The following is a 22,680-nucleotide window of genomic DNA, read 5'->3' on the forward strand; positions in this document are numbered from 1 at the left end:
CCTGGTTTACAATGAACGATTTGTTCCCATCGCCCATAGAGATTCAGGCGGACTCCCTTCCCGCGCTATTCGCGCGCATCCTCGGCGTAACGGTGAAAAAGGTCTGCCGTGATGGCCACGGGATCGCCCGACGGTTCGGTCGGGAACGGGTTACGCCTGCGACACCAGGCGGCCTCGAATTCGACCATATGCCGTTTTGCGGCGGCGCGATCGAAGGAGGCCCCCTCCGGCTGCGCGCGGAGATACTCCACAAACCGCTCCCATCGGGGGATATAGTAGTCGGATATCAGCCCCTGCCAGTGCCGGTAGGCGTAATCGCGAATATTCCTCTTTTCGCTGCCCCAGAGGGTAATGATGTTCCGGGCGTTGTATTCGTAGAGATCGGCGTCGTCGGGGTTGTCGGCGCGAGCACGGGCGGCGGCGATCCAGCGTCCGAGCAGAAACTCGTCCTGCGTCCCGATCAGACGTTCGACCTCCTCCATCTGCCGCCGGAACTCCCGAAACCGGGCCTCCATCCCGGCCCGATCGCCGTCTTCCCACGCCGCATGCATCGCCTGGACAACGTCGTGATTGCGGGCGGACATCAGGTCGCGCATGAGGCCGACGAGATCGAATTCATACTGCGGGTTTCCGGCGAGTTCCTTGCGGCAACCGAGCAACAGGGAAAGGGCGGTCCCGGCCAGTGCGCGTTCGCGAGGCTCAAGCGGCTGACCCCAGAACGTGCCCTCGGCCCACACACGGTCGGGGGCGTGAACCATCGGATCGAACGGAGCCCCGCGATCGAAGAGCGTCTCGCCGAGCAGCCGCCATGCCTCGCGAGCTTTGTCCAGTTTTCGTCCGTAGCGCGTGTCGGCGTACTGCCGGTACGTCTCATCCCGGTCGGGCACCTCGTCGCGCCAGTTCATCATCTCCATCATGACCGCGAAGTACGCCGGCGTCGTGCTGAGCCCCTCCCCCGTGTACGCCGTGCCGCGCAGTCCCCGCGTCGCCGGACTGTCGAGAAGCTGGTGAAGCCGCGGCGCATTCTTAAACGCGTGGCCGTGAAACCCGGTCTTGTTGCCGAAGTCGTGGACCGTGCTCCACAGCCAGGGATGACCGTTAAACCAGTCGAGTTCGACGGCCTTGCTTCCGCGCGACATATCGAGCACGAGCATCCTGTTCTGCGGCACCCCCCCGAACAGCGCCGCCCGCTGCGGCGCCTGCCAGAACGCGCCACGCCACTTGCCGTGGAACATCCACCCCTGGATCACCCAGACCGCATCGGGATTGTCCGCGCTCAGCCCCCCGTAGACGTTGCGCGACAAAGACTCCAGGTATGCGGGATCCTCGGTCGGCGGGATCGTCTCGATAAAGAGATCGACGGCGTAGTAGTCGGTCGGCCCGAACTGATCGTGGAGCAATTCGACGAACCGTTCCCCCATCGCCCGGAATCGCGGGCTGGTCGGATCCAGGACCGAGACGTTCGGCGTCGGGCCGTACCATTGCACCGTGCCGGTCTCCACCCCGTGGCGTTCGCCGAAATCGGAGGGAACGTGGCCGTTGAAGGCCGGGTAGACCGGGATCATGTTCAGTTCGCGCATCCGCGCGACGGTCTTCTTCTGCAGTTCGACACGCCCTTCGATCCATCCCTCCGGCATCGGACCGCCAAACCCGTCCATCTTCATCATGAAGGTCCACGGAAGATACGCCGGGCCGCCGAGAAAGGTCCGCGCCTCCTCGTCGCTGTACCCCTGCTCCATCAGCACTTCACGCCAGACCCATTCGTTCCCGGCGGGCGCGAGGGCCATATTCACCCCGTTCATCGCCAGCCAGTCGAGCAGCCGCTCGGTCCGGTCCCAGTCGTACCAGGGCAGGTCGTATCCGAAGGTGCAGAAGTTGAAAAACCAGCGCAGCTCGCCGTTGCTCACGTGCCGGATCTTCTCCGGCACGGGCGGGATCACCTCAGGCAGGGTGATCGTTTCGACGCGCCAGTCGGTCTCTTCGTGGGCGATATGGCGCAGATACCAGTTCAGCGCGGAGGCCATCGCCACACCGCTCGATCCGCGCAGGACCACGGTGTCGCCGTCGCTCTCGAGTTCAAACACGTCCTTTCCGCCCTCCCGAGGCAACCCTTCGAAGCGAAAGCGGTCGCCGGGATTCTCGACCACGCGATCCAGCAGGGCGCGGGCGGCGGCCGCGCAGCGCGCGGGATCAGCGGCAGGCAGTGGGAGCGGAGCCGGCCCGGCTGTTTCGTGATCCACTGCGGGGTCGAGCGACGAGAGATCCAGCGTCCCCTCCCCGCCCGTGAGCTGCTCGGGGCTCTCCGCGTCCTGTTTATGCATCGCCTCGAGATCGGCTTCGTCTCCTTCTCCCGTCACGACCGCCGCCCTCCAGCCCGCGATCAGCTTCGCCCTCATCCGCGCACACCGTTCCGCGTATTCGGGCCGATCGGCCAGGTTGACGTGTTCGCCCGGATCGCTCTTCAGGTCGTACAGTTCCACCTCCGCGATGCGTTCGGGATCGAGGTCGGGCGCCAGCTCGTTGCGGTTCAGGTTGTCCTGTTCGATCCACAGCACGTAACGATAACGATCCGTTCGAATCGCATAGCCATTGCCTTTGAACCGGGTGCCATCGGCTTTGACCACGCCCGGGCGCTGGCGTCCGCACAACGTGAAGATCGCATCCTTGACCGGTTGCTCCGGATCTTCAAACAGCGGAGCCAGGCTGACCCCGTGCAGCCCGTCGGGCACGGGCAGGCCCGCCAGCTCGCAGAGCGTCGGATAGAGGTCGGCGGATTCCACCAGGGCCTCGCAGGTGCTTCCCGCTCCGATCGTTCCGGGAAGGGCGATGATCAGCGGGATGCGCGTATCGATCTCGTAGTTGGTGTATTTGCTGAAGGCGTGGTGTTCACCGAGTTTGAATCCGTGATCGCTCCAGAGGACGACGAGGGTGTTTTCGCGCAGTCCGAGCCGGTCGAGTTGTTCGAGCAGCCTCCCGATCAGCGCGTCGTCGTAACTCACACAGGCGCGATAGGCCCGGAGCAGCCGTTTCATCGTCCGGTCATTTTCGAGCAGATCGCCGATCCCCGTATACTGCCCCGTCTCGTTTTTCGGAATGATCGTCAGCGGATCCGTGTTCCGGGGATGATGACGTTCCGCCGGTAACTGCAGCGCGTCTTCGGGATAAAGGTCCCAATACTTATCCGGAGCGACAAACGGGAGGTGCGTGCCCATGAATCCCACGGCGAGGAAGAAGGGCTGCCGATCCTTCATCTCGCTCAGGCGGCGTACCGCCCGCGCCGCGATCTGTCCGTCGCGCGGCACCTCGTCGGCGACCTCCGGACGATCCGTCGCCGCCGCGCGGACGATATGATTCGTCCACTGCGCGACCGGAAGGCCGCCCAGTTTCGGCGCGATCCGCGTGGAAAAGATGCGTTCGGCCTCCGCCACCCCTTCGGGGGAAAAGTACATCTGCGGCGGCGGATACCACGCCGGGACCGACCACGACTCGGGGTTGTTCAAACTGGTACGATCAATCTCCGGCGCAAAGGTGCCGTGGTAGACTTTGCCCATCGATTCGCAAAAGTACCCGTGCGATTTGAAATACTCGGGGAGGTCCTCACCCCCCGGACGCGGGGGATGCTGCGGCCGCACACCGGTCAGAAGGCACTGACGGGAGGGACCACAGACCGAATAATGACAGAAGGCGCGATCGAATCGCATCCCGGACTCCGCGAGCGCGTCGATGTTCGGCGTATGCATTTCCGGTACGCCGTAACACCCCAGCTCGGTCCGCAAATCATCGACCGCGATAAACAATACATTCGGCCGGTCCGCCCATACAGCCGCATGGACCGCGAGTAACAAAGCCAGTGCCATACCTTTCAACATGACCGTTTCTCTTCCCGCCCGTTCAGGGCGTTTCCGTAGTGTTTATACGTTCGTCCCGATAGACCACGATCTCCGGTTCCGCCTCGAGCGACCACGTGCGCTCGAGGTCGTCGAGCCATGCCTGAGGCGCGCGATCCGCCATCCCGCCGACGTTGATCACGTGGGAGACCCGGGAGTTCCCGATCTGGACCCCGACCCCGCCGCTGCCGGCTCCGGGTCCGACGGTATGTTCGACGGACTGACCGGGCGTGATGAGAGCAAGGAGCAGGCCGTCGTCGCGGGTCTTGGCGGACCAGCGAACCCCGGCGCTCTTGATCTGGGCCCGGATCGCATCCGCCGCGCGGCCTACGGGCCCGGTCTTACCGTCGCTGAATAGATAGCGGCCGGGCGTCGCGCGATCGGCGGCGAAATTATCGACGAGATCGTAATTCCAGTACCACCCGGTCGCGGGGATCATCGAGACCCGCACCCATGGAACGCCGGCGAAGGCATCGATGATCTTCACCGCGCCGCTCTCCGTCGTCGCCCGCACCCGGACGAGCAAGGGACCGTCGGCCACAAGCTCAAGGTCATACGGCTCCACGCGCAGTTGCCGGCCGAGATCGGCAAACCCGGACCAAGCCGACTCGCCCGGATGCGTCAGATCGAGATGGTCGAGCTCCCTGACCTCCCAGCGATAGATATGGGCGCCCTCGGCGCCGATGAGGATCCGGATCAGGTCGTTTTCAATCCACACCCGGTCTTTCGTGATTTCGCTGCATAACACCGCCCCCGGTGCGGAAACGGGAACCATGGCCTCCTCCCCGCAGTAGAGGTAATAGCTTCGGCAACTCTCTTCCGGCATACGCCCATCCACCCTGAACACAAGGCGCGCGGAATCGTCCTGAAGCATCTGATGCGGGATGGGCCGCTGGGCGCCGCTCTCAGGATCGATCTCGTACAGGGTGGCGCCATTCATGCGAGGGACCATCGAGGCGTGCAGTTCCGTTTCGACGACATAGTCCTGCCTCGGGTTCTTTCCGCTGTGCACTTCGATTCCGAAGCGACGGGAGCATCCTTCCGCGGCCCACGTCGCCGAAGCAAACGGCGCGGCTGCCGTCTTGTAGACGGGCTCGGTATTGCGGACGCCGGGTTCTTCAATCTCCAGTCCGGCATCCCGGGGTGACGGAAGCGGTTCGCCCGATGCCAGCCCGTCGAGCGCGCGGGCAAAGCGCGCCACGAGGTCGTCGCAGGTCTCGAGCAGGCCGTCGAAGTGACCCAGCGGACGGCTGAGGGCGTATGGTTTGTTTTCGCGATGCCACAACGCGATGTACTCATCCTTCAGGGCCTGATGCCGGTCACGCAGGGCCTTGACCTGATCACCCGCCGCGGCCACGAGATTCTGCGTCCGGTCACGCGGTACTCCCGGACGCGACGCCCGGCGATAAGCGTCGAGGGCATCCAGGAAGCCCAGATCGCGATCGGCGATCAGCTGCATCCGTTTCGCTTCGTAGATAAAATAATCCAGCAGATCCGCGTTGCGCCTCGCATCGGATTGAGCCTGACGAAGATGATCGAGGGCCGGTTCGATCAGTCGTTTCAGGGCCCGGGCCTGACGGAGGGTGACCTCTTCACTCACCGTGCACTTCGTCGGCGCCAGATTCCAGAATCGCTTCTGATTCATGCCCTCCATGCCGGCAAGGGCGTGGGTCTGCGCGAGGAGTTCGATCGCCTGCCCGAAGTGGTCGCCCGGTTCGCCAAAGAGCACACCGCCGGCGCGGCGATTGAAGGCGTCGAGCGGCGTAGTGGACGCGTTCCATGCACACTCTGCGCCCCAGAGGAGTCCGTGCCAGGTGACGGCGTTGAAGTTATCGCCCGTGTCGTCCCACGACGTATTGAGCATGCCCATCGCACCGTGTTCCACCCCGTCGCGCACGAAATTGCGGATATTGGTCGTCGCCACGCTGAGATCGGGGATCAGGCGCCGCCAGCCGCTCACACCGGGGCAGACGAAGAAATCGTAGCCCGACTCCGCGAAGGGGATGATCTGCTTATCGTAATTCGGCCACGCGCTATATGCCCAGGTCAGCATCACCGTGTCCTGAGGGATCTTGTCGAGTTGCTCGGGGTGTTTAAGGATGATGTCGCCCCACATCATCATCCGCTTTCCGTATTCCCCGCTGACCAGTTCGTGCACGCGGTTCATGTGGCGCGCGTAGACGGCGCCCGTGCCAAGCTTCTCCACCATGGCCTGAGCCGGGCCTTCTCCGAGGCCGCCGACCTCATCGCAGCAGACATTGAACAGCTCACAGTCCAGGTGCGGGATCTGATCGCCGAACAGGTCGTCGAGGAAGGTGTAGGTCTCCTCCTTCGCGGGCGTCAGTACGCGGTGGTTTTCGGCGAGATGGGCATACGCTTCGGACTGCACGATATGGCCCATGTGGCCGAACGCCTGCTGACAGCCCAGGATCTCGACCCCGCGTTCGGCGGCGTAGTCGACGAGGTGCGTCAACTCTTCGGGGGTGAACGAACCGTCTTCGGGGCCGATGTTCGGATGGCTCGGATAGGCGTACTGGTATTCGAGATAATAGGTAAAAAAGTTCTGTTTCGTAAGCTCCGCGAGATCGACCTCGCGTGTGAGGGTGTCCAGCTTTGGACTGGGACCGCGGGTGATGTCGTCCTGGAATCCGCGCCACTTTAGCGCCGGATAGTCGCGGATGCTCAGGGTGGGGATCCGGGTCCCACGGCGGTTCGCGTAGAGTAGCTGGCGCAACGTCTGGACCCCGTGACGCAATCCCGCCATGCCGCGGCCTCGCACAACCGCCCCGGACGGCGTGACCTCCAGCGCATACGCCTCGTCACCGCCCTGTGACGGAAGCTCGAGCGCGAGATCCGCTCCCGCCTCGCCGACCACCAGAGTATAGGCCGGCATGGCGCCGTCGGTTTTCAGCGCAGGCCGCATCTCAAGTTCGCGCTCGAACTCCCGCACCAGGGATCGTCCCGCCCGCAACGTCGCCTCCTCGCCTGCGACCAGAAACCGGCACGCCGCGAGATCGCAGAGCCCCCCGGTTTCCTTCACCTCTCGCGGGAACGGGATCAACCGAAGCGGCAAATCTTCAGCCCCCGCCACCAACGCGATCATACACAGCACCACGCCCAATTTCATTTCCAACTTCATACCCGTCCTCCCGCCAAGACCCACTACGGGCCAGTAAAACTCCATCATATGTGCAAACAAAACAGATTTGGTTGTGCTTCGCGACTAATCTATTGATATTATCGATCACGAGTACCGTTATTTCATTCAAGTAGGGAACACGACGCTTTCACAGCGCCTTTTCAGGCATCTCGCAGATCCCTGCGAAAGGAACGGGGCATGGACGTATCATCGAACCTCTGGGCGACGCTGGCGGAGGAGGGTTGCCGCGTATCGCTTCCGATCAATGAGTTCGAGGGATACGGGATCGACTCCGGACTGGTCGTACCGCAGAATCTGCTGCTGTTCGTGCGGACGCCGCGTCTGAGACCGGCGGATCGCAAGGCGGTGGCTCATCACCGCTTTGTCCTGATGATCGTGCTCAAGACCCCGGCGACGGTGATGGTTAACGAGCACAGCCTGTATCTGCCGGAAGGCGGGGCGTTGCTGATTCATCCGCATCAGCCGCACTACTATCTCATTCCGAGAGATCCTCTCGCATGGATGTTCATTACTTTTGATCTGCCGCAACCCGCGTATGGCCCGCTGCGCAACCGTCCGGTGGCCCTGGGCGAGGCCGAAGCGATACAGATTCGAACGCTCTTCGATCTCTACGCGCGGCGTGGTGTGGGCTCCTGCGCGCTGTGCACGGCGGCACTGCTGCGGCAGATGGAGTTCAAGACGCGGGGCGGACCGCCGCCGGTGCGCGACGATAACGATCCGCGAACGCGGATCTGTCAGAAGATCAATTCGTATATTTACGATCATCTTGACGAACCGTTCTCCATCGATGATCTGGCCCGCGACCTGGGCTATTCGCCGAGTCACCTGCGTCTCGTCTTCCGCGAGTCAATACATCTGCCGCTCGGCACCTTTATCCGGCAGACCCGCATCCATCACGCTCAGGCCCTGTTGCGGGAAAGTGCTCTTTCGATCAAAGAAATCGGCTTCGCCTGCGGCTTCAGCTCCCCGTCCGCCTTCTGCCGCAGCTTTCAGCGTGAGGTCGGTGTAAGCCCCCGGGCGTTCAGACAGCGTCAGCGAAAGTAGCCCCGGGCTCCAGGAAAGATCCCGATGACCGCATGGAGGGTCGGCTTACACGCCGACCCCAAAAGAGGACGGGGTGGAACCCGTCTCTCCAACGCCCTGATCTTGAATCGGCCCGATCGATCGGGCACGATCCTGTTCCTAATGAAAGGAGCGTCGTCATGGGATGTACACGGACGGATTTTCTTCGATCTCTCTGCGCGGGAACCCTTGGAGCTGCCGCCGGTCCGGCCCTTGCCCAATCGAGCCCGGATGCGCCGAACATCATTCTCTTCCTGATGGACGATCAGGCGTGGGCGGGGACCTCGCTGGTGATGGACCGCTACCGGCCGGAGTCGAACAGCGATTTTTTCCGCACGCCGAACCTGGAGTCGCTGGGGCGTCAGGGCATGACCTTCAGCTTTGCTTACGCCGCCGCGCCGATGTGCGGTCCGAGCCGGGCATCGATTCAATACGGCCAGTCGCCGGCTAAACTCCTGCACACCGGCAACACCGACGCCGGCCGCTGCCGGGGAGGAACGGGTCTGGCCCAGGCCCTGAAGGCGGCGCGTCCGGAGTACCGCGCCGCGCATTTCGGCAAGTGGCATGTCTTTGAAGAACCGGGTGCTCTGGGCTACGACGAGCACGACGGCCGCACCGGCAACGAATCGCAGACGGGGCCTGAGGACGATCCGAAACGGGTGCGTGAAATCACGAATAAGGCCGTCGACTTTATGAATCGCCAGGTGGAGGCGGGTCATCCCTTTTTCCTGCAGGTCTCCCAATACGCCGTCCATACGCCCATCCGCGCGCGAAAAGACCTTGCGGAGAAATGGGAGGCGAGGCCGGGAGGCACCTGTCACGACGGAGCGACTTATGCGGCCCTGACCGAGGAAGCCGACCTGTCGCTGGGCGCCATCCTGACCCGCGTCCGCGAGCTGGGGATCGAAGACAGCACGTACATCATCTACACCTCCGACAACGGCGGGTCGGTACTGCAACCCGATCACGAAGGCGTGCCGGAAGAGATCAACCGCCCCCTGAGCGGGGGCAAACTCTACCTCTCCGAGGGCGGTCTGCGCGTACCGCTGGTGATCAAAGGGCCGGGGATCGTGCCGCGCGGATACACGTACATGCCCGCCGTAGGCCACGACCTCTACCCCACGGTGCTCGACATGGCGGGCGTTTCATCCGTCCCGCCGGAGGTCGAGGGTGGAAGCCTGCTTCCGGTCTGCACGACCCCGGGCGAGGTCCCGGTGAATCGGCCGCGGGAGGGCCTCGTCTGGCACTTCCCGAACCCGCATGTCAATTACAAGAAGTGGCGCGCGGAATCGTCGGTTCTGTGGGAGGACTGGAAACTGATTAAAATCTGGGACACCGGCGAGCGACGGCTCTTCAATCTCGTCACCGACCCCTACGAGGAATACAACCTCGCCGCCCAGTTCCCCTCGCGCGCCGACGAGCTGGAACAGAAACTCTCCGCGTATCTTAAATCCGTAGACGCCGCCCCGCCCGCGCCGGATCCTTCGCTGCGACGGAGGGCGATCGAGTTCTGGAACGAGGCGATGCTGAAGCGGCACGGGGGATGAGGGGGAGGCCCTGTCTGCCGGACCGAAGACCCGTCCCGCACGGTGCGGCGCGGTCGATTACGCTCCGCGGATGAACGCGGAGCAGAGGAGAGAGGCGTAACCGCTTGGTGTTCCCCTGCACGGCTGTTAGTCTGCCGCTTCACCTTGAGCCGGAGCGGGGCATGGTCGCGAAAAGGTCGAAACGGCTTCCGGACGCGCGCGGCCCTCTCGCCGCGGCGCTGCTGGCGCTGATCCTGCTGCTCCCGGGCACGTTCTCCTTTCCGCTGATCGACCGCGACGAACCGCGGTTTGCGCATGCCACGCAGGAGATGCTGCAGCGCGGCACGCTTACCGTCCCGTACTTCAACGGGGAATACCGGTTCGACAAGCCGCCGCTGGCGTATTGGGCGATGATGCCCCTCTACCGGGCCTTCGGGATGCACGAGGGCACCGCGCGCCTCCCCACCGTCCTCGCCGCCGCGGCCACCGCCGCCGCAATCTTCGCCTTCGGCCGCCGCCTGTTCTCAGTAAAAGCGGGTGTGTGGGCCGCGCTCGGATGGATGACCTGCCTTCAGACCCAGATCCACGGACGCATCTGCACGGCCGACATGGGGGTGATCCTCACCGTCGTGCTCGCGCATCGCGCGTTTTATGAACTGATGTTCGGCGAGCGCCAACGACGCTGGGGATTCTGGTTCTGGACGCTGTACCTGTCCGTCGCCGCCGGTATTCTCGCCAAATGGGTGGTCACGCCGGCGGTACTGGCGGGGACAATCCTGCTGTTCTGCGCCTTCACGCGCCGGATCCGATACCCCTGGCACCGCCTCCAGCCCTTTTCGGGTGCCGCCGTCGTGCTCGCGCCGGTCGCAGCCTGGGCGGTCCCCGCCCTGATCGCCACCGACGGACTGTTCTGGTCGCAGGGCTTCGGGACACACGTGATCGACCGCGCCGCGGAACCGTTCAACAACCGGAATGGGTCTCCGCTCTTTTATCTCGGCACCGCTTTTCTAAGCCTCTTCCCGTGGATCACCTGGGCCGGCGACGGGGCCTCGGCGCTCAGGCGGAACTGGGACGCGAAGCGCGCGTTTCTGGCCGCCTGGCTGGCGGGGCCGTACGTGATGTTCACCTTCGCTTCGACGCAGCTGCCGCATTACGTCATGCCGGCCTTCCCGGCGTTTTTCCTGATCCTCTTTCAGTCACCGCCAACAGGCAGGCGTTCGTGGTGGTTCCGCGGCACCTTCGTTCTGTACGCAACCCTGCTGGCCGGCGCGGCCTGGGTCCTCCTCTCCGTCCGCTACGCTCCGGCCTTTGCCCCGCTGCGCGCAATCGCCGTCACCGTACTGGTCACGCTCGCCTCCTGGCTCCTGCTCGCCTCCGCCGCGCGGGAGAAAAAAATCCCCTCGCTGACGCTGGCCGCACTGATCCCCGCCCTGGCCTTCGGCATGCTCGGCCGCGAGATGCGCACGGTGGCCCACCCCCTCACCATGAAACGCCTCTTCGAGCTTGCACCCGCCACAGCACGGTACACGGCGTGGTCCTACACCGAACCCAGCCTCGTATTCTATGCCGATCACCGCTGGGACTGGTCGAAAAACGCGGAGGCGCTCGAACGGCAGCTCAACCGCTCCGGCTCGCTGGTGGCCGTGTTCCCCGTGCGCGAATACGATTTCGACGACACCCTGCGCGCGATAGCGACAGGCCAATCCATCGAACCCTCCAGAGACCGCGAAGCGCAGGCCATGGAATGGATGACCGCGCCCTCTCTCCAGTGGTACCGCGTCAGCGGAGTCAATATGGGCCGGTCGAGCTGGATGGAATTCGCCGTCGGCGTGCGGGTCGATCCCCGCGGCGACCGCAGCATGTTCGTGCACTCCGCGCCCGCGATGCCCCACGGGCCCCGCTGAGTTAGGCCGCAACAGATTTCAATTCCCCCTTGCCATAATGCCCCTGTTTAGGTATCTTTTAATCGGACGGCAAAAGCAGATGCATTGGGAGGAGGTCCACATGAAAAAAATGATTACGGCGATGGCGGCCCTGCTTCTGGCGATGGCGGTCGGGTGCGGAGCAAAAGACACCGGGGAGCGTGGCGACGCGTCTTCAGCCGAACTCACCGTGGAGCCCGCCGGGGTCGCAGAGATCGAGCGGAGGATTGACGAATCGGACAAGGAGCTGGTGATGGTTCACCTGTGGGCGACGTGGTGTCCGCCCTGCCGGGCTGAATTTCCGGGCCTGGTCAAGCTGGGAACCCTTCCCGAAGCGGACCGGATGGAGGTCATCCTGATCTCGGTCGACCCGGCCGGAAATCCGGACCAAGTACGCTCGTTCCTGAATAAGTACGGTTCGCCGTGGGGTTCGCTCATCGCGGAAAACCCCGGCGAAGAGCTGATCCGCCTGTTTTCCAAACAATGGAACGGGTCCATACCGGCCACGTTCTTCTTCGGCCCCGAGAGGCAGCGCCTCGAATCGTGGGTCGGAGCGCACTCCCGCGAACGCTATGAAGAAACCATTAAAGACCTGCTCGAGTCCGGGTCGAAGGAGTAACCGCCATGAAACGCTTATTCACCGCAAGCCTGCTGATACTCGCGCTGCCGTTGCTGATGCCCGGCGCGCAGGGCGCCGAAGCTCTCGAAGTCGGTGCGTCCATGCCGAAGATGGATGTTGAGATGAAAAACGTCGACGGAGGGATGCTGACCCTTGAAGAAATCAGGGGCGAGAAAGGCACGCTGGTGATCTTCTCGTGCCGCCACTGCCCCTTCGTGCAGAAGTGGCAACAACGGATGGTGGAGATCGGCAACACATACCGCAAAAAGGACGTCGGCGTCGTCTTCATCAATTCCAACGACCCCGAACGCTTTCCGGAGGACCGCTTCGAAAGCATGCAGGAACAGGCCGAAGAAAACGGTTACCACTTCCCCTACGTCATGGACCTGACCTCGGCAGTGGCGAAGGCCTTCGGAGCCAGACGCACCCCCGAAGCGTTCCTGTTCAATAAAGACGACGAACTCGTCTATCACGGGGCGATCGACGACAACCTCAATCACCCGGATAAGGTAAAAAAGCCCTTCCTGCGGGACGCCCTGGACGCACTGCTTAAAGGGGAAACCCCGCCCCGGCAGAAGACCCCGTCGATCGGCTGCAGTATCAAGCTGCGGTGATGAAGAGCGGGACACCGCGGGCAGATAGTCAGCCTCCTGCCATAATTGCTTTGCTCTTTTTTGATTGTTTGTGTTCATTTTTTGCGGCATGGTCGCGCTCGTTATGGCTGGACAGGAACATCGAGCGCTTGTGCCGCAGCGTCTTGAGCGCATCCGGATGAGGTTGCGCGAGGACGGGCTGGTCCGGGTGGATGATCTCGCGGAGGAGCTGGCGGTTTCTCCGGCGACGATCCGGCGCGATTTGGAGGAGCTGGAGAGCAAGAACGAGCTTCGGCGCGTCCATGGCGGGGCGGTCCGTGCGGGCGGGCTGATGGAGGAACCGCTGTTTGACGACAAGACGTCCCGTTCTCCCGAGGAGAAGAAGCGGATCGCATCGGAGGCGGTCAAGCTGATCCATCCGGACGCCTCGATTTACATCGACGGCGGCAGCACGCTGCTGGAGCTGGCGCGGCTTCTGCGCGACTGGACACAGATCACGGTGGTGACCAATTCGCTGCGCGCGGCGTACGAGCTGGCCTCGGGCGGCCCGCGGCTGATTCTTGTGGGCGGCGAATTGCGCCGCCGCAGCCAGACGATGGTCGGACCCCTGACCCGCTGCCTGGTCGAAGAGATCCATCTCGACCAGGCCTTCATGGGGACCATCGGTCTCGATGCCGACGCCGGACTGACCACGACCGATCCGGGCGAGGCCTTTACCAAGCGGGAGGTCACTGCACGGGCGCGCGAGGTCATTCTGCTCGCCGACAGCAGCAAGATCGGCGCGGTCTCGTTCGCGCATTCCGGCGGGATGGAGCATCTCGACCGGGTCATCACGGACCGCGGCGCGCCGGCCTCGTTTACGAAACTGTTGAAGAAAAAGGGAATTCAACTGACCCGGGCCTGAAGGATCACCGGGCGGAAACCGCAACCATAGGAGAAGAGACGCCATGCCGAACTACCTCAGCGACAACCGGCCCGACTTCACGCCGTTCGAGATCGACTGCGGAAAGATACCCGGGTTTCAGTACCGGGGCGACCTGAAGCACGAAGTGGACCACGGATTGGAAAAAGAGGAAATCCCGCGCCTGCTCGAGAACATGCTGATGGTCCGGGAAGTCGAAGAGATGATCATCAAGCTCCGCTCCGGCGCCTACGAGGCCACCGCGGACTTCGAATACCGCGGCCCGACGCATGTCTCCATCGGCCAGGAGGGCACGGCCGTGGGCGCCTGCACCGCCCTCGCGCCGACGGACAAGATCACCTCGACGCACCGCGGACACGGCGACAGCATGGCCAAGGGTACGGCGGCGATCTTTGCGATGGATGAAGACGAGCTGCGCGCCCGCGTGCCGGACGCGAAGGGATCCTCGCGCGAGGAACTGCTCGAGGCCGCGCTCGAAGACCACGCCTACCGCACCATCGGCGAGCTGTTCGGCAAGGACGACGGCTACTGCAAGGGGCGCGGCGGCGGCATGCACATCGCCGACTTCTCCATCGGCCACCTCGGCGCGAACGCGATCGTCGGCGGCGGCGTCCCGATCGCGACCGGCGCAGCGATGGCGCTGCGCTACCTGCGCGACGAGGAGGTGGTCTGCTGCTTCGCCGGCGACGGCGCGTACGCCAACGGCGTGGTGCTCGAAGCGCTCAACTGGGCCGCGCAGTACCAGTTCACCAACAAGCTCTCGAAGGCCGATCGCAAGGGCCTCCCGATCATCTTCGTCGTCCAGAACAACCATTACGGCATGACCCACCGCACCGACAACGAAGTCATGGGCGTGGAGACTTTGGCCCGCCGCGGCGCCGGGTTCGCGGACGACAACATGAAGGCAGAAACGGTCAACGGCATGGACATTCTCGCCGTACGCGACGCCGTCGGGAGAGCGGCGGAGACGTGCCGCAAGGGCGAAGGCCCCGTGCTGCTCGAAGTCAGCACCTACCGCTATTACGGCCACTCGCTCTCGGACCCGCGCAATGAATACCGCACGCGCGAAGAAGAACAGGCGTGGCGCGACATCGACCCGATCGATACCTTCATCGCCCAGGTCCTCGAGCAGAAGCTCATGAGCGAGGACGAGGTGGAGGCGCTCAGGAAGAAGGTCGCCGACCGCAACGCGCGGGCCGCCGTCCGCGCCGCCGAGTCGGCCGACCCCGATCCGGCCGATGTGCTCAAGTATCTCTACACCGATACGGTCTGCGACGAGGTCCCCGACGAGCACGCGAAGGTGGAGATCGTCAACGAACCCCCGGAGATCAAGCGCGACGACGATCAGCGCACGACCTACCGCGATGCGATCAAGGAGGCGCTGATCGAGGAAATGAAGCGCGACGACCGCGTGATCGTCTACGGCGAGGACGTGGCCGATTACGGCGGCGCGTTCAAGGCCACCAAGGGCCTGCTCGAGACGTTCGGCCGCGACCGCGTCTTCAATACGCCGATCTCCGAAGCCTGCATCTGCGGCACGGCGGTCGGCGCGGCAATGGCGGGGCTGCGTCCGGTGGCGGAACTGATGTATATGGACTTCTCGCTGATGGCCTCGGACCAGATCGCCAACCAGGCGGCGAAGTGGCACTACATGTCCGGCGCCCAGACGGAAGTCCCGCTGGTCTACCGCGCGTCGGTCGGCGGCGGCAAGGGCTACGGGGGACAGCACTCCCAGACCCTCGAGAGCGTCTTCGCCCATATCCCCGGCCTGTACGTGGTCTATCCGGCCACGCCCTACGACGCCAAGGGACTGCTGAAGAGCGCGATCCGCGACAACAATCCCGTGATGTTCGTCGAGTCGCAGATCCTCTACGGGAAGAAGGGCGTGGTTCCGCCGGAGGATTACACACTGCCGCTGGGCCGCTCGGACGTAAAACGCGAAGGCGGCGACCTGACGCTCGTCACCTGGGGGCCGATGCTCCACGACGTACTCAAGGCGGCGGACACGCTGTCCGGCGAGGGTGTCGAAGCGGACGTCATCGACCTCCTTTCGCTCGTGCCGCTGGACCTGCAGCCGGTGCTCGACTCGGTCCGCAAAACGGGCCGCTGCGTCGTCGCCAGCCACGCCGTCTCGGTGGGCAGTTTCACCGCCGAAGTCGCCTCCCGCATCACGCACGAGGCCTTCGATTACCTCGACGCCCCGGTGATGCGGGTCGGCGCGCGGGACGGGATCGCTCCGCAGTCGCACGTGCTGGAGGCCGCGTTCCTGCCGGACGCGGATGATATCCTCTCCGCCGCGAAGGGGATCCTGTGATCAGCAACCCGGCACCGGAAAAGGCCGCGCGCAGACGCACGGACGCAACGATAACAGAGGGAGTCCATCACCATGGCTGAAGCACAACCCGTACGCATGCCGAAACTGGGACAGACGGTCGAAGAGGCCGAAATCGTCAACTGGCACAAGAAGGAAGGCGACGCCGTCGAAAAGGGCGAGACGCTCTTCGAGGTCGAAACCGACAAGGCCGTGCTCGAGGCGGAAAGCTTCTACGAGGGTACGCTGCTGAAGATCGTCGTCCCGGAAGGCAAGTCCGTCCCGGTACAGTCGGTCGTCGCCTACGTCGGCGCCGAGGGCGACACGATCCCCGAAGCGCCGCCGCAGGAGGCGCCGAAACCGCAGCCGGAGAAAAGAGCGGCCCCGGCCGCGAAAGCGGAGGCGCCGAAAGCGGAACAACCCGCCGCCGCGCCCTCCCCCGCGGCCGCGGCCCGCAGCCGGCCGCGCCTGCCGGCCCGCAACGCACCTTCATCAGCCCGCGCGCGAAGAAACTCTGCCGGGAGCACCTGGTCTTCTCGCACGACGCCATTCCCGCCTCGGGCCCGAACGGACGGATCGTCGAACGGGACGTAAAAGCGTACCTCGAACAGCAGGGCCTCGACCGGCTCCGCATCACGCCGGCGGCGCGCGAGCTGGCCGGGCAGGAAGAAGTCGACATCCTCACCCTCGAGGGCCGTGGGGACGACGGAACCATCACGATCGACGACGTCCGGCGCGCGATCGCGTCCCGCCCGCAGCCGATGAGCCGGATGCGCCGGATTATCGCCGACCGCCTCACGCAGAGCTTCCGCGACATCCCGCACTTCTTCGTGACCGTCGGCGCGGACATGACCGATCTGATGGCGTACCGCAAGGAGCTGAAGGCCGCGGGCCGCTCCTATTCGCTGAACGACTTCGTGATGAAGTCGGTCATCCTCGCCCTGGAGGAGCACGGCGATGTGAACAGCATGACGCCCGACGGCCGGAGCATCGTGCGGCATCCGCAGGTCCACCTCGGACTCGCGGTCTCCATCGAACAGGGTCTGGTGGTACCGGTCATCCGCAACGCGGGCGCACTCGACATGGACGCCCTGCACGAGCAGGCCCGCGAACGGGCCGGCAGGGCGCGCGACGGCAAACTCACGCCCGAGGAGATGCAGGGCGGCACGTTCACGATCTCCAATATGGGCATGCTCGGCGTGGAACAGTTCAATGCGATCATCAATCCCGGCGAGGGCGCGATCCTCGCGGTGGCCTCGGTACAGGACACGCCGGCGGTGCGGGAGGGCGAACTGACCGTGCGCAAACAGATGAAGATGACGCTGTCCGCCGATCACCGCATCGTCGACGGCGCCACCGGGGCGCAGTTCCTGAACGCGGTCAAAGACAAACTGGAAGACGTGGAGTTCTGGAAACAGCTCGTCGGCTGAATCCGTACGGCCGCGAAGGACCGCGGGTTCCAGCGATGCATTTAACCGAAGGAGGCAACCCATGGACTATGACATCATCGTAATCGGCGCGGGACCGGGCGGCTATCCCGCCGCCATCCGGGCCGCACAGCGCGGCGCGAAAACCGCCATCGTCGAGAAGGAGTGGCTCGGGGGCACCTGCCTCAACTGCGGCTGCATCCCCGCCAAGACGCTCATCGCGGGCTCGCACCGCTATCACGACGTGGAGACGGCCGATAAACTCGGCGTCAAGGTCTCCGGCGTCGAGATCGACTATGCCGCCCTCGTCGCGCACAAGGACAAGACGATCAAGACGCTGACCGGCGGCATCGGCTCGCTCCTCAAAGCGAACGGGGTCGATCTGTACGAAGGCACCGGATCGTTCGAGACGGCTAACAAGATCAGGGTCGATCTGAACGGCGGCGGCGAAGAACACCTCACCGGAGAAAAGGTGATCATCGCCACCGGCTCGAATTCGATTATGCCCGGCTTTCTGCCCGAGAGCGACCGCGTGGTGGACAGCCGCGCGTTCATGGAACGCACCGAACTGCCCGAAAGCCTGATCGTGCTCGGCGGGGGCTATATCGGCTGTGAACTGGCCTGCATGGCCGCGCGCCTCGGCGTGAAGGTCACCATCGTCGAATTGCTTGAAGATATCCTGACGACGATCGACAAGGATCTGCGCAAGGTCGTCATCCGTCACATGAAGAAGGAACTCGGCATTGAGATCCTGACCGGCGCGCCGCTCGCAGAGGTCACGGCGGACAAAAACGGCGTCCGGGGCAAGGCGGGCGAGCGCGAGGTCGGCGCCGATATGCTGCTGGCCTCCGTGGGACGCCATCCGGTGACGGAGGGACTGAAGCTCGAGGCGATCGGCATTGCGCCGGACGAGAAGGGCTTTATTCCGGTCGACGAATTCAGCCGCACGACGGCGCGCGGCGTGTACGCGATCGGCGACGTCAGCAACCCGATCCAGCTCGCGCACGCGGCGACCGACCAGGCGCTGGCGGCGGTCGATCACGCGCTGGGCGATCCCGAGAGCCGGCGCGAACGCTGCATCCCCTACGCCATGTTCACCAATCCCGAGGTCTCCGGCGTGGGCCTCACGGAGAGTGAGGCGAAGGAAAAGGGCTACGAGGTGCGCACCGGAACCTTCCAGTTCCGCTCGCTGGGCCGCGCACTGGCCGGACACGAGTCCGAAGGGTTCGGCAAACTCGTCGCCGACGCCGCGACCGATCAGCTCCTCGGCGCGCAGTGCGTGGGATCGCGCGCGACGGACCTGATCGGCGAAGCGGCCACGGCCGTGCGCAACGAACTCACCGCGAAAGCATTCGGTCGTACGGTCCACGCGCACCCGACCTTCGCCGAAGTCTGGATGGAGGCCGCGCACGACGCGCACGGCGAATGCATCCACGCCCCGCCGAAGAAGCGCTAAAACCGGCTCCGGGGATTGACTTCTATCGCCGGGGATCTCCGGCGCGACGAATGAGCGTCCGGTGGATCCGCTTGTCGGGATTTTCTGAACCGCGAATTCACGCCAGGGTTCATATTAGGCTCTTCGTAGATTTTTGTGGTGGCCCCGCTTCGCGGATCTGCGGGCCTACTACGAACGTAAGAGAGAACGCACGATTTCTTTGCCTGTGCTCTTCCCATTCATCTTTGCGGTCCCGGCGCCTTGGCGAGAGACCTTTCTTGTGTTTTCGACCAGTAGAGTAGAGAGGGAGCCACGGGATGAGAGGCGTATAGCCAATGACCGCGGACTGCCCTCCCCCTCGTCGAACCGGACATGCGGATTTCCCGCATCCGGCTCTCGCGGAAGGCATTTGTTGGATGGTTTCACAGGTAGATCAGTCCCATGTTCTTGAAATGCGCGTAGTAGCTCATACCTTCAGGGGCCAGTAGCCGCGCTGACTGCGTCGTTTCGCATGTCGCGTGAGACGCTGTCGCACGTATCCATTGACGTGGCGGAATGCCACACGCGGATAACCCAGCGAAAAGTAGTTTGCCCATCCTCGCATTTGCATGTTGAGTTCGTCGATCACCGTCGGCAGAGGTTTGAAGCATTGTTCCGGTCCGGTCATCTCCCGAAGCCGATCACGTTCCCGTTGGAGCGCTTTCCGCGACGGTGTCAGGTTCCAGTACCGGCACGGGCGTCCGCCGAGGTCCCGGTCATAGCGGAAGCTATATCCGAGAAAGTCCAGCGTCTGCCCCGGTTCCCGAGCATCGAGTATCCGGGTCTTGTCCCGGTTGATCTTCAGCCCGAGCCACCCTTCTATCTTGGCTTCGATGAACGCTTCGAGTTGCGGACCGATATACCGGGCGAGGACCACGAAGTCATCGGCGTACCTCACCAGTTTGGCCTTCGCCCACCGTGCCGGTCCGTCTTTGCGGTAAAACACCGCATCGAACCAGTGCAGATAGATGTTGGCCAGAAGCGGCGAAATGACCCCGCCTTGCGGCGTGCCCTTGTCGTTGCGCTTCACGGTCGGCGGTTTGCCTTTCTCCGTTTCCTCTACCGGCGCTTTCAGCCACATTCGGATCAGCTTCAGCACGGACCGGTCGGTGACACGCATCTGCACACAAGCGATGAGCTTGTCGTGTGGAATACTGTCGAAATAGCCGGCCAGATCCGCATCATACACCGCACACCGCCCTTGCCGGAGCTCCTGCCCAATCGCCTTCAACGCATCATGCGCCGAGCGCTCAGGCCGGAACCCATGGGAGCAGTCCTTGAAGTCAGCTTCAAAGATCGGTTCCAATATCAGAACCGTAGCGGTCTGCACGACCCGATCCCGCACCGAGGGTATTCCCAAGGGACGGAGTTTCCCGTTCACCTTCTGGATGTAGACCCGCCGCACTTTTCCAGCACGGTAGGTTCGATCCTTCAGGCTGCGTTCAATATCCGCCAAGAAGGCTTCGACTCCTCCTTGACTCTGTTCGATGTCCTCGATGGTCACACCATCGGGGCCTTCTTTTCCGCCGTTGGCGCGTACATGTTTCCATGCCGCCAGCAGAGTGTCGGCCCGGCCAATGTGGCCATAGAGACTGTAGAAGCGAAACCGCTTCTCCTGTTTGGCCTTCTGACTCAGCTTCTGTCTCAGCGCGGCGAGTTTCGGCGGCAAGAGTCTGTCGTCAATGCGATAGTACTCCGTCGCTTCTTCTGTCATAGGTTTCACCAATCAGTCCCCCGCGCTTCTTACTCAGCTCGTCTTCCGCCGAGACCCCTTCGCTCCACGGGCATTACCCCGCTTCATCACTACTACGAGCCTCTCCGACTCCCGCACGCGATCACCCCCGAGGTTATTGATTCCCCCACGGGCTTGTCGGCTTACCCGACATCACGGCGGGCCTCCCAAGTTCCTGGCTGTTCTTTCTGCGCGCGCCGTCTCTTGTTACCCCGGAGGGCCTTGCCGGTGCATATGACCGTTCCTTCCCGACAAGTGCTGGCTTCATCATATCCGATAGGCTGGCCGCCCTCGACTTGTGTAACGAGGCTGAATCAAGTTCGCTTTCGCTATGGCTCGCGCGTTCGCCTTCCCAGGCTTCGACGCCGGGGTTACCCCCGATCACCGCTGGGTCGGCTACATGTGCAACGATCAATTCACACGACTGATAACCATATAGAGGTTCTTTGAAATAGACGCTGGTCGAATGCAACGTACTCTTTGTTTAAGCAAAAACGAAAGGAGTACCGGATATGCAAACGACCAGCGCAAAGGAATTGTACGCAGGAGCCGACCTGCATGGAAACAATGTTTTTCTCTCGATTTGCGACCGGGAAGGCACGGAAGTCTTCCGGCGGCGGGTACGAACCACGCTCGATGCAGTCAATGAGGCGATGGATCCCTACTGGCCGCAGGTTCAGGCGATGGGGATTGAGTCCACGTTCAACTGGTACTGGCTGGTGGACGGCTTGCGTGAGCAGAACCGGGACGTGCGATTGGGGAATCCGGCGAAGATGAAACAGTACAAGGGGTTGAAACATGCCGATGACGCATCGGATGCTCGTTGGCTGGCCGAACTGCTCCGATTGGATATTTTCCCGGAGAGCTACATTTATCCGAAGGAGGTTCGTTCGATTCGCGACGCGCTTCGACGCCGACAGCTGTTTGTCAGGCGGCGCACCCAGGTTATGCTCAGCCTGCAAAGCCTGCTGGAGCGTTACGGATTCAAGGCGCCGGGATCGCGTGCTCTTCAGCAGTGGACGCAGGCGGATGTCGAGGCGACGGGCCTTGATCCGTTCGTACAGCTTCAACTCCGCACGTTGCTTGAGGCGGTCCAGTGCAGTGAGCGGCTGGCCGGACAGATCGAATCAGCGGTGCTGGGGTTTATTGAGCCCAACCCATCGTTTGAACAGGTTCAGACCGTGCCGGGCATCGGGAAGGCGCTTGGGATGACCATCGTGCTTGAAAGCGGCAACTTCGCCCGCTTCCCGAACGCGGGATGCTACGCCTCCTACTGCCGCGCCGTCAAAAGTGAGCGAAGTTCCAACAGCAGGAAGAAAGGTGAGAACAATAAGCGCAACGGCAATCCGTTTCTCGCATGGGCTTTCGTTGAAGCCGCGAGCTTCGCTCCGCGCTTTTATCCGGAGATTCAATCCTGGTATGACCGGAAGAAGAAAAAGCGCAACGCGATTGTGGCGAAGAAGGCCTTGGCGGCAAAATTGTCCAAAGCCGTTTGGCATGTCATGAACGGGGAGGAATATGTAATGGGAATGTTGTTTTAAAACCCGATGCTGCCGGGAACCGGCTAGGGGTCTGCTTAAATCAGCGGACTGATTGGAACCGGCGGCATCGCTTCAGCTTTTGCGGTCTGTCCTGTCGTCAGCCTTCAAGGGTCTGGAAGTCTGCGTGCAGATGAACCACGGTGACTGAATAGGCAACGAGCGGGAACAAACGGTTTTCTGGCTCCAATACGAGAACGGGTGGCGGCCATGGATCTGGAAAAGATTCGCCCTCACCTAAAAACCAGATGGGTGACTGAAACAACCGCAAACGAAAACCACGGTACGGAACGCAACGGTTGAGGCGACGGTTGAATCCGATCAAAACAAGGCATGAAGGGAAGCCGCTTGATCAGCGGCACGAAGGGGACTTTTGTGTTTGACCGGAACCTCTAATGGGTGACTCCTTTCATTCAGTTAGAAACAGCCAAGCTTTGCTTGGCGCACCGGATTACACCGATGACACGGATGAAATCTCGAAATCCGAATCGAAGTCGAAATCGGGAT

At 63.0% G+C, this 22,680-nt stretch carries 14 protein-coding genes; 11 read left to right on the plus strand and 3 right to left on the minus strand.

Annotated features, from left to right (window positions below):
* Window positions 1-65: 65 nt before the first annotated feature.
* Together L21SP4_RS06960 and L21SP4_RS06965 are read right to left on the minus strand one after the other, a co-directional pair.
* Window positions 66-3,869 (minus strand): alpha-N-acetylglucosaminidase TIM-barrel domain-containing protein, encoded by a 3,804-nt coding sequence (locus L21SP4_RS06960; protein ID WP_052881977.1) that lies wholly within the window; start codon window positions 3,867-3,869, stop codon window positions 66-68.
* Between the two features lie 22 nt (window positions 3,870-3,891).
* Window positions 3,892-7,026: a glycoside hydrolase family 20 zincin-like fold domain-containing protein gene (locus L21SP4_RS06965; protein ID WP_052881978.1), complete on the minus strand. Its 3,135-nt coding sequence runs from the start codon at window positions 7,024-7,026 to the stop codon at window positions 3,892-3,894.
* Window positions 7,027-7,224: 198 nt separating this feature from the next.
* Between L21SP4_RS06965 and L21SP4_RS06970 the strand changes: the two genes are divergently transcribed.
* The 10 genes from L21SP4_RS06970 to lpdA all read left to right on the plus strand — a co-directional run bounded on the left by L21SP4_RS06970 (window position 7,225) and on the right by lpdA (window position 18,885).
* Window positions 7,225-8,091, plus strand: a complete 867-nt coding sequence (locus L21SP4_RS06970) for a helix-turn-helix transcriptional regulator (RefSeq protein ID WP_052881979.1) — start codon at window positions 7,225-7,227, stop codon at window positions 8,089-8,091.
* Between the two features lie 158 nt (window positions 8,092-8,249).
* Entirely contained in the window at window positions 8,250-9,656 is a 1,407-nt protein-coding gene (locus L21SP4_RS06975) for a sulfatase-like hydrolase/transferase (RefSeq protein ID WP_160300735.1), read from the plus strand.
* 161 nt (window positions 9,657-9,817) lie between these two features.
* Window positions 9,818-11,539, plus strand: a complete 1,722-nt coding sequence (locus tag L21SP4_RS06980) for an ArnT family glycosyltransferase (RefSeq protein ID WP_052881981.1) — start codon at window positions 9,818-9,820, stop codon at window positions 11,537-11,539.
* A gap of 100 nt (window positions 11,540-11,639) precedes the next feature.
* Window positions 11,640-12,176: a TlpA family protein disulfide reductase gene (locus L21SP4_RS06985; RefSeq protein ID WP_052881982.1), complete on the plus strand. Its 537-nt coding sequence runs from the start codon at window positions 11,640-11,642 to the stop codon at window positions 12,174-12,176.
* A gap of 5 nt (window positions 12,177-12,181) precedes the next feature.
* Window positions 12,182-12,790, plus strand: coding sequence for a thioredoxin family protein (locus L21SP4_RS06990; protein WP_052881983.1), 609 nt, complete (start codon window positions 12,182-12,184; stop codon window positions 12,788-12,790).
* A 130-nt stretch (window positions 12,791-12,920) separates the two neighbouring features.
* The gene (locus tag L21SP4_RS06995; protein WP_052881984.1) at window positions 12,921-13,673 is read left to right on the plus strand and encodes a DeoR/GlpR family DNA-binding transcription regulator; all 753 of its coding nucleotides are present in this window, start codon (window positions 12,921-12,923) and stop codon (window positions 13,671-13,673) included.
* A gap of 43 nt (window positions 13,674-13,716) precedes the next feature.
* Entirely contained in the window at window positions 13,717-16,005 is a 2,289-nt protein-coding gene (locus L21SP4_RS07000; RefSeq protein ID WP_052881985.1) for an alpha-ketoacid dehydrogenase subunit alpha/beta, read from the plus strand.
* 72 nt (window positions 16,006-16,077) lie between these two features.
* Window positions 16,078-16,596 (plus strand): biotin/lipoyl-containing protein, encoded by a 519-nt coding sequence (locus tag L21SP4_RS12720; RefSeq protein WP_082116603.1) that lies wholly within the window; start codon window positions 16,078-16,080, stop codon window positions 16,594-16,596.
* The gene (locus L21SP4_RS12725; RefSeq protein WP_417999897.1) at window positions 16,530-17,432 is read left to right on the plus strand and encodes a dihydrolipoamide acetyltransferase family protein; all 903 of its coding nucleotides are present in this window, start codon (window positions 16,530-16,532) and stop codon (window positions 17,430-17,432) included. Before L21SP4_RS12720 ends, L21SP4_RS12725 begins: the two co-directional genes overlap by 67 nt.
* A 61-nt stretch (window positions 17,433-17,493) precedes the next feature.
* The gene (gene lpdA / locus L21SP4_RS07015) at window positions 17,494-18,885 is read left to right on the plus strand and encodes a dihydrolipoyl dehydrogenase (RefSeq protein ID WP_052881988.1); all 1,392 of its coding nucleotides are present in this window, start codon (window positions 17,494-17,496) and stop codon (window positions 18,883-18,885) included.
* Between the two features lie 445 nt (window positions 18,886-19,330).
* Here the strand turns inward: lpdA and ltrA are convergent, their stop codons facing one another.
* On the minus strand, window positions 19,331-20,617 hold the full coding sequence (gene ltrA / locus L21SP4_RS07020; RefSeq protein ID WP_201774605.1) for a group II intron reverse transcriptase/maturase: 1,287 nt from the start codon (window positions 20,615-20,617) through the stop codon (window positions 19,331-19,333).
* 530 nt (window positions 20,618-21,147) lie between these two features.
* Between ltrA and L21SP4_RS07025 the strand changes: the two genes are divergently transcribed.
* On the plus strand, window positions 21,148-22,176 hold the full coding sequence (locus L21SP4_RS07025; RefSeq protein ID WP_052881618.1) for an IS110 family RNA-guided transposase: 1,029 nt from the start codon (window positions 21,148-21,150) through the stop codon (window positions 22,174-22,176).
* Window positions 22,177-22,680 lie beyond the last annotated feature (504 nt).

This window comes from Kiritimatiella glycovorans, from assembly GCF_001017655.1.
GTDB classification, from domain to species: domain Bacteria; phylum Verrucomicrobiota; class Kiritimatiellia; order Kiritimatiellales; family Kiritimatiellaceae; genus Kiritimatiella; species Kiritimatiella glycovorans.

What these genes read in the sequence shown, in the direction of transcription:
- L21SP4_RS06960 (WP_052881977.1), bottom strand. Translation starts at nt 3,869, where the DNA reads ATGTTGAAAGGTATGGCACTGGCTTTGTTACTCGCGGTCCATGCGGCT.
- L21SP4_RS06965 (WP_052881978.1), bottom strand. Translation starts at nt 7,026, where the DNA reads ATGAAGTTGGAAATGAAATTGGGCGTGGTGCTGTGTATGATCGCGTTG.
- L21SP4_RS06970 (WP_052881979.1), top strand. Translation starts at nt 7,225, where the DNA reads ATGGACGTATCATCGAACCTCTGGGCGACGCTGGCGGAGGAGGGTTGC.
- L21SP4_RS06975 (WP_160300735.1), top strand. Translation starts at nt 8,250, where the DNA reads ATGGGATGTACACGGACGGATTTTCTTCGATCTCTCTGCGCGGGAACC.
- L21SP4_RS06980 (WP_052881981.1), top strand. Translation starts at nt 9,818, where the DNA reads ATGGTCGCGAAAAGGTCGAAACGGCTTCCGGACGCGCGCGGCCCTCTC.
- L21SP4_RS06985 (WP_052881982.1), top strand. Translation starts at nt 11,640, where the DNA reads ATGAAAAAAATGATTACGGCGATGGCGGCCCTGCTTCTGGCGATGGCG.
- L21SP4_RS06990 (WP_052881983.1), top strand. Translation starts at nt 12,182, where the DNA reads ATGAAACGCTTATTCACCGCAAGCCTGCTGATACTCGCGCTGCCGTTG.
- L21SP4_RS07000 (WP_052881985.1), top strand. Translation starts at nt 13,717, where the DNA reads ATGCCGAACTACCTCAGCGACAACCGGCCCGACTTCACGCCGTTCGAG.
- L21SP4_RS12720 (WP_082116603.1), top strand. Translation starts at nt 16,078, where the DNA reads ATGGCTGAAGCACAACCCGTACGCATGCCGAAACTGGGACAGACGGTC.
- lpdA (WP_052881988.1), top strand. Translation starts at nt 17,494, where the DNA reads ATGGACTATGACATCATCGTAATCGGCGCGGGACCGGGCGGCTATCCC.
- ltrA (WP_201774605.1), bottom strand. Translation starts at nt 20,617, where the DNA reads ATGACAGAAGAAGCGACGGAGTACTATCGCATTGACGACAGACTCTTG.
- L21SP4_RS07025 (WP_052881618.1), top strand. Translation starts at nt 21,148, where the DNA reads ATGCAAACGACCAGCGCAAAGGAATTGTACGCAGGAGCCGACCTGCAT.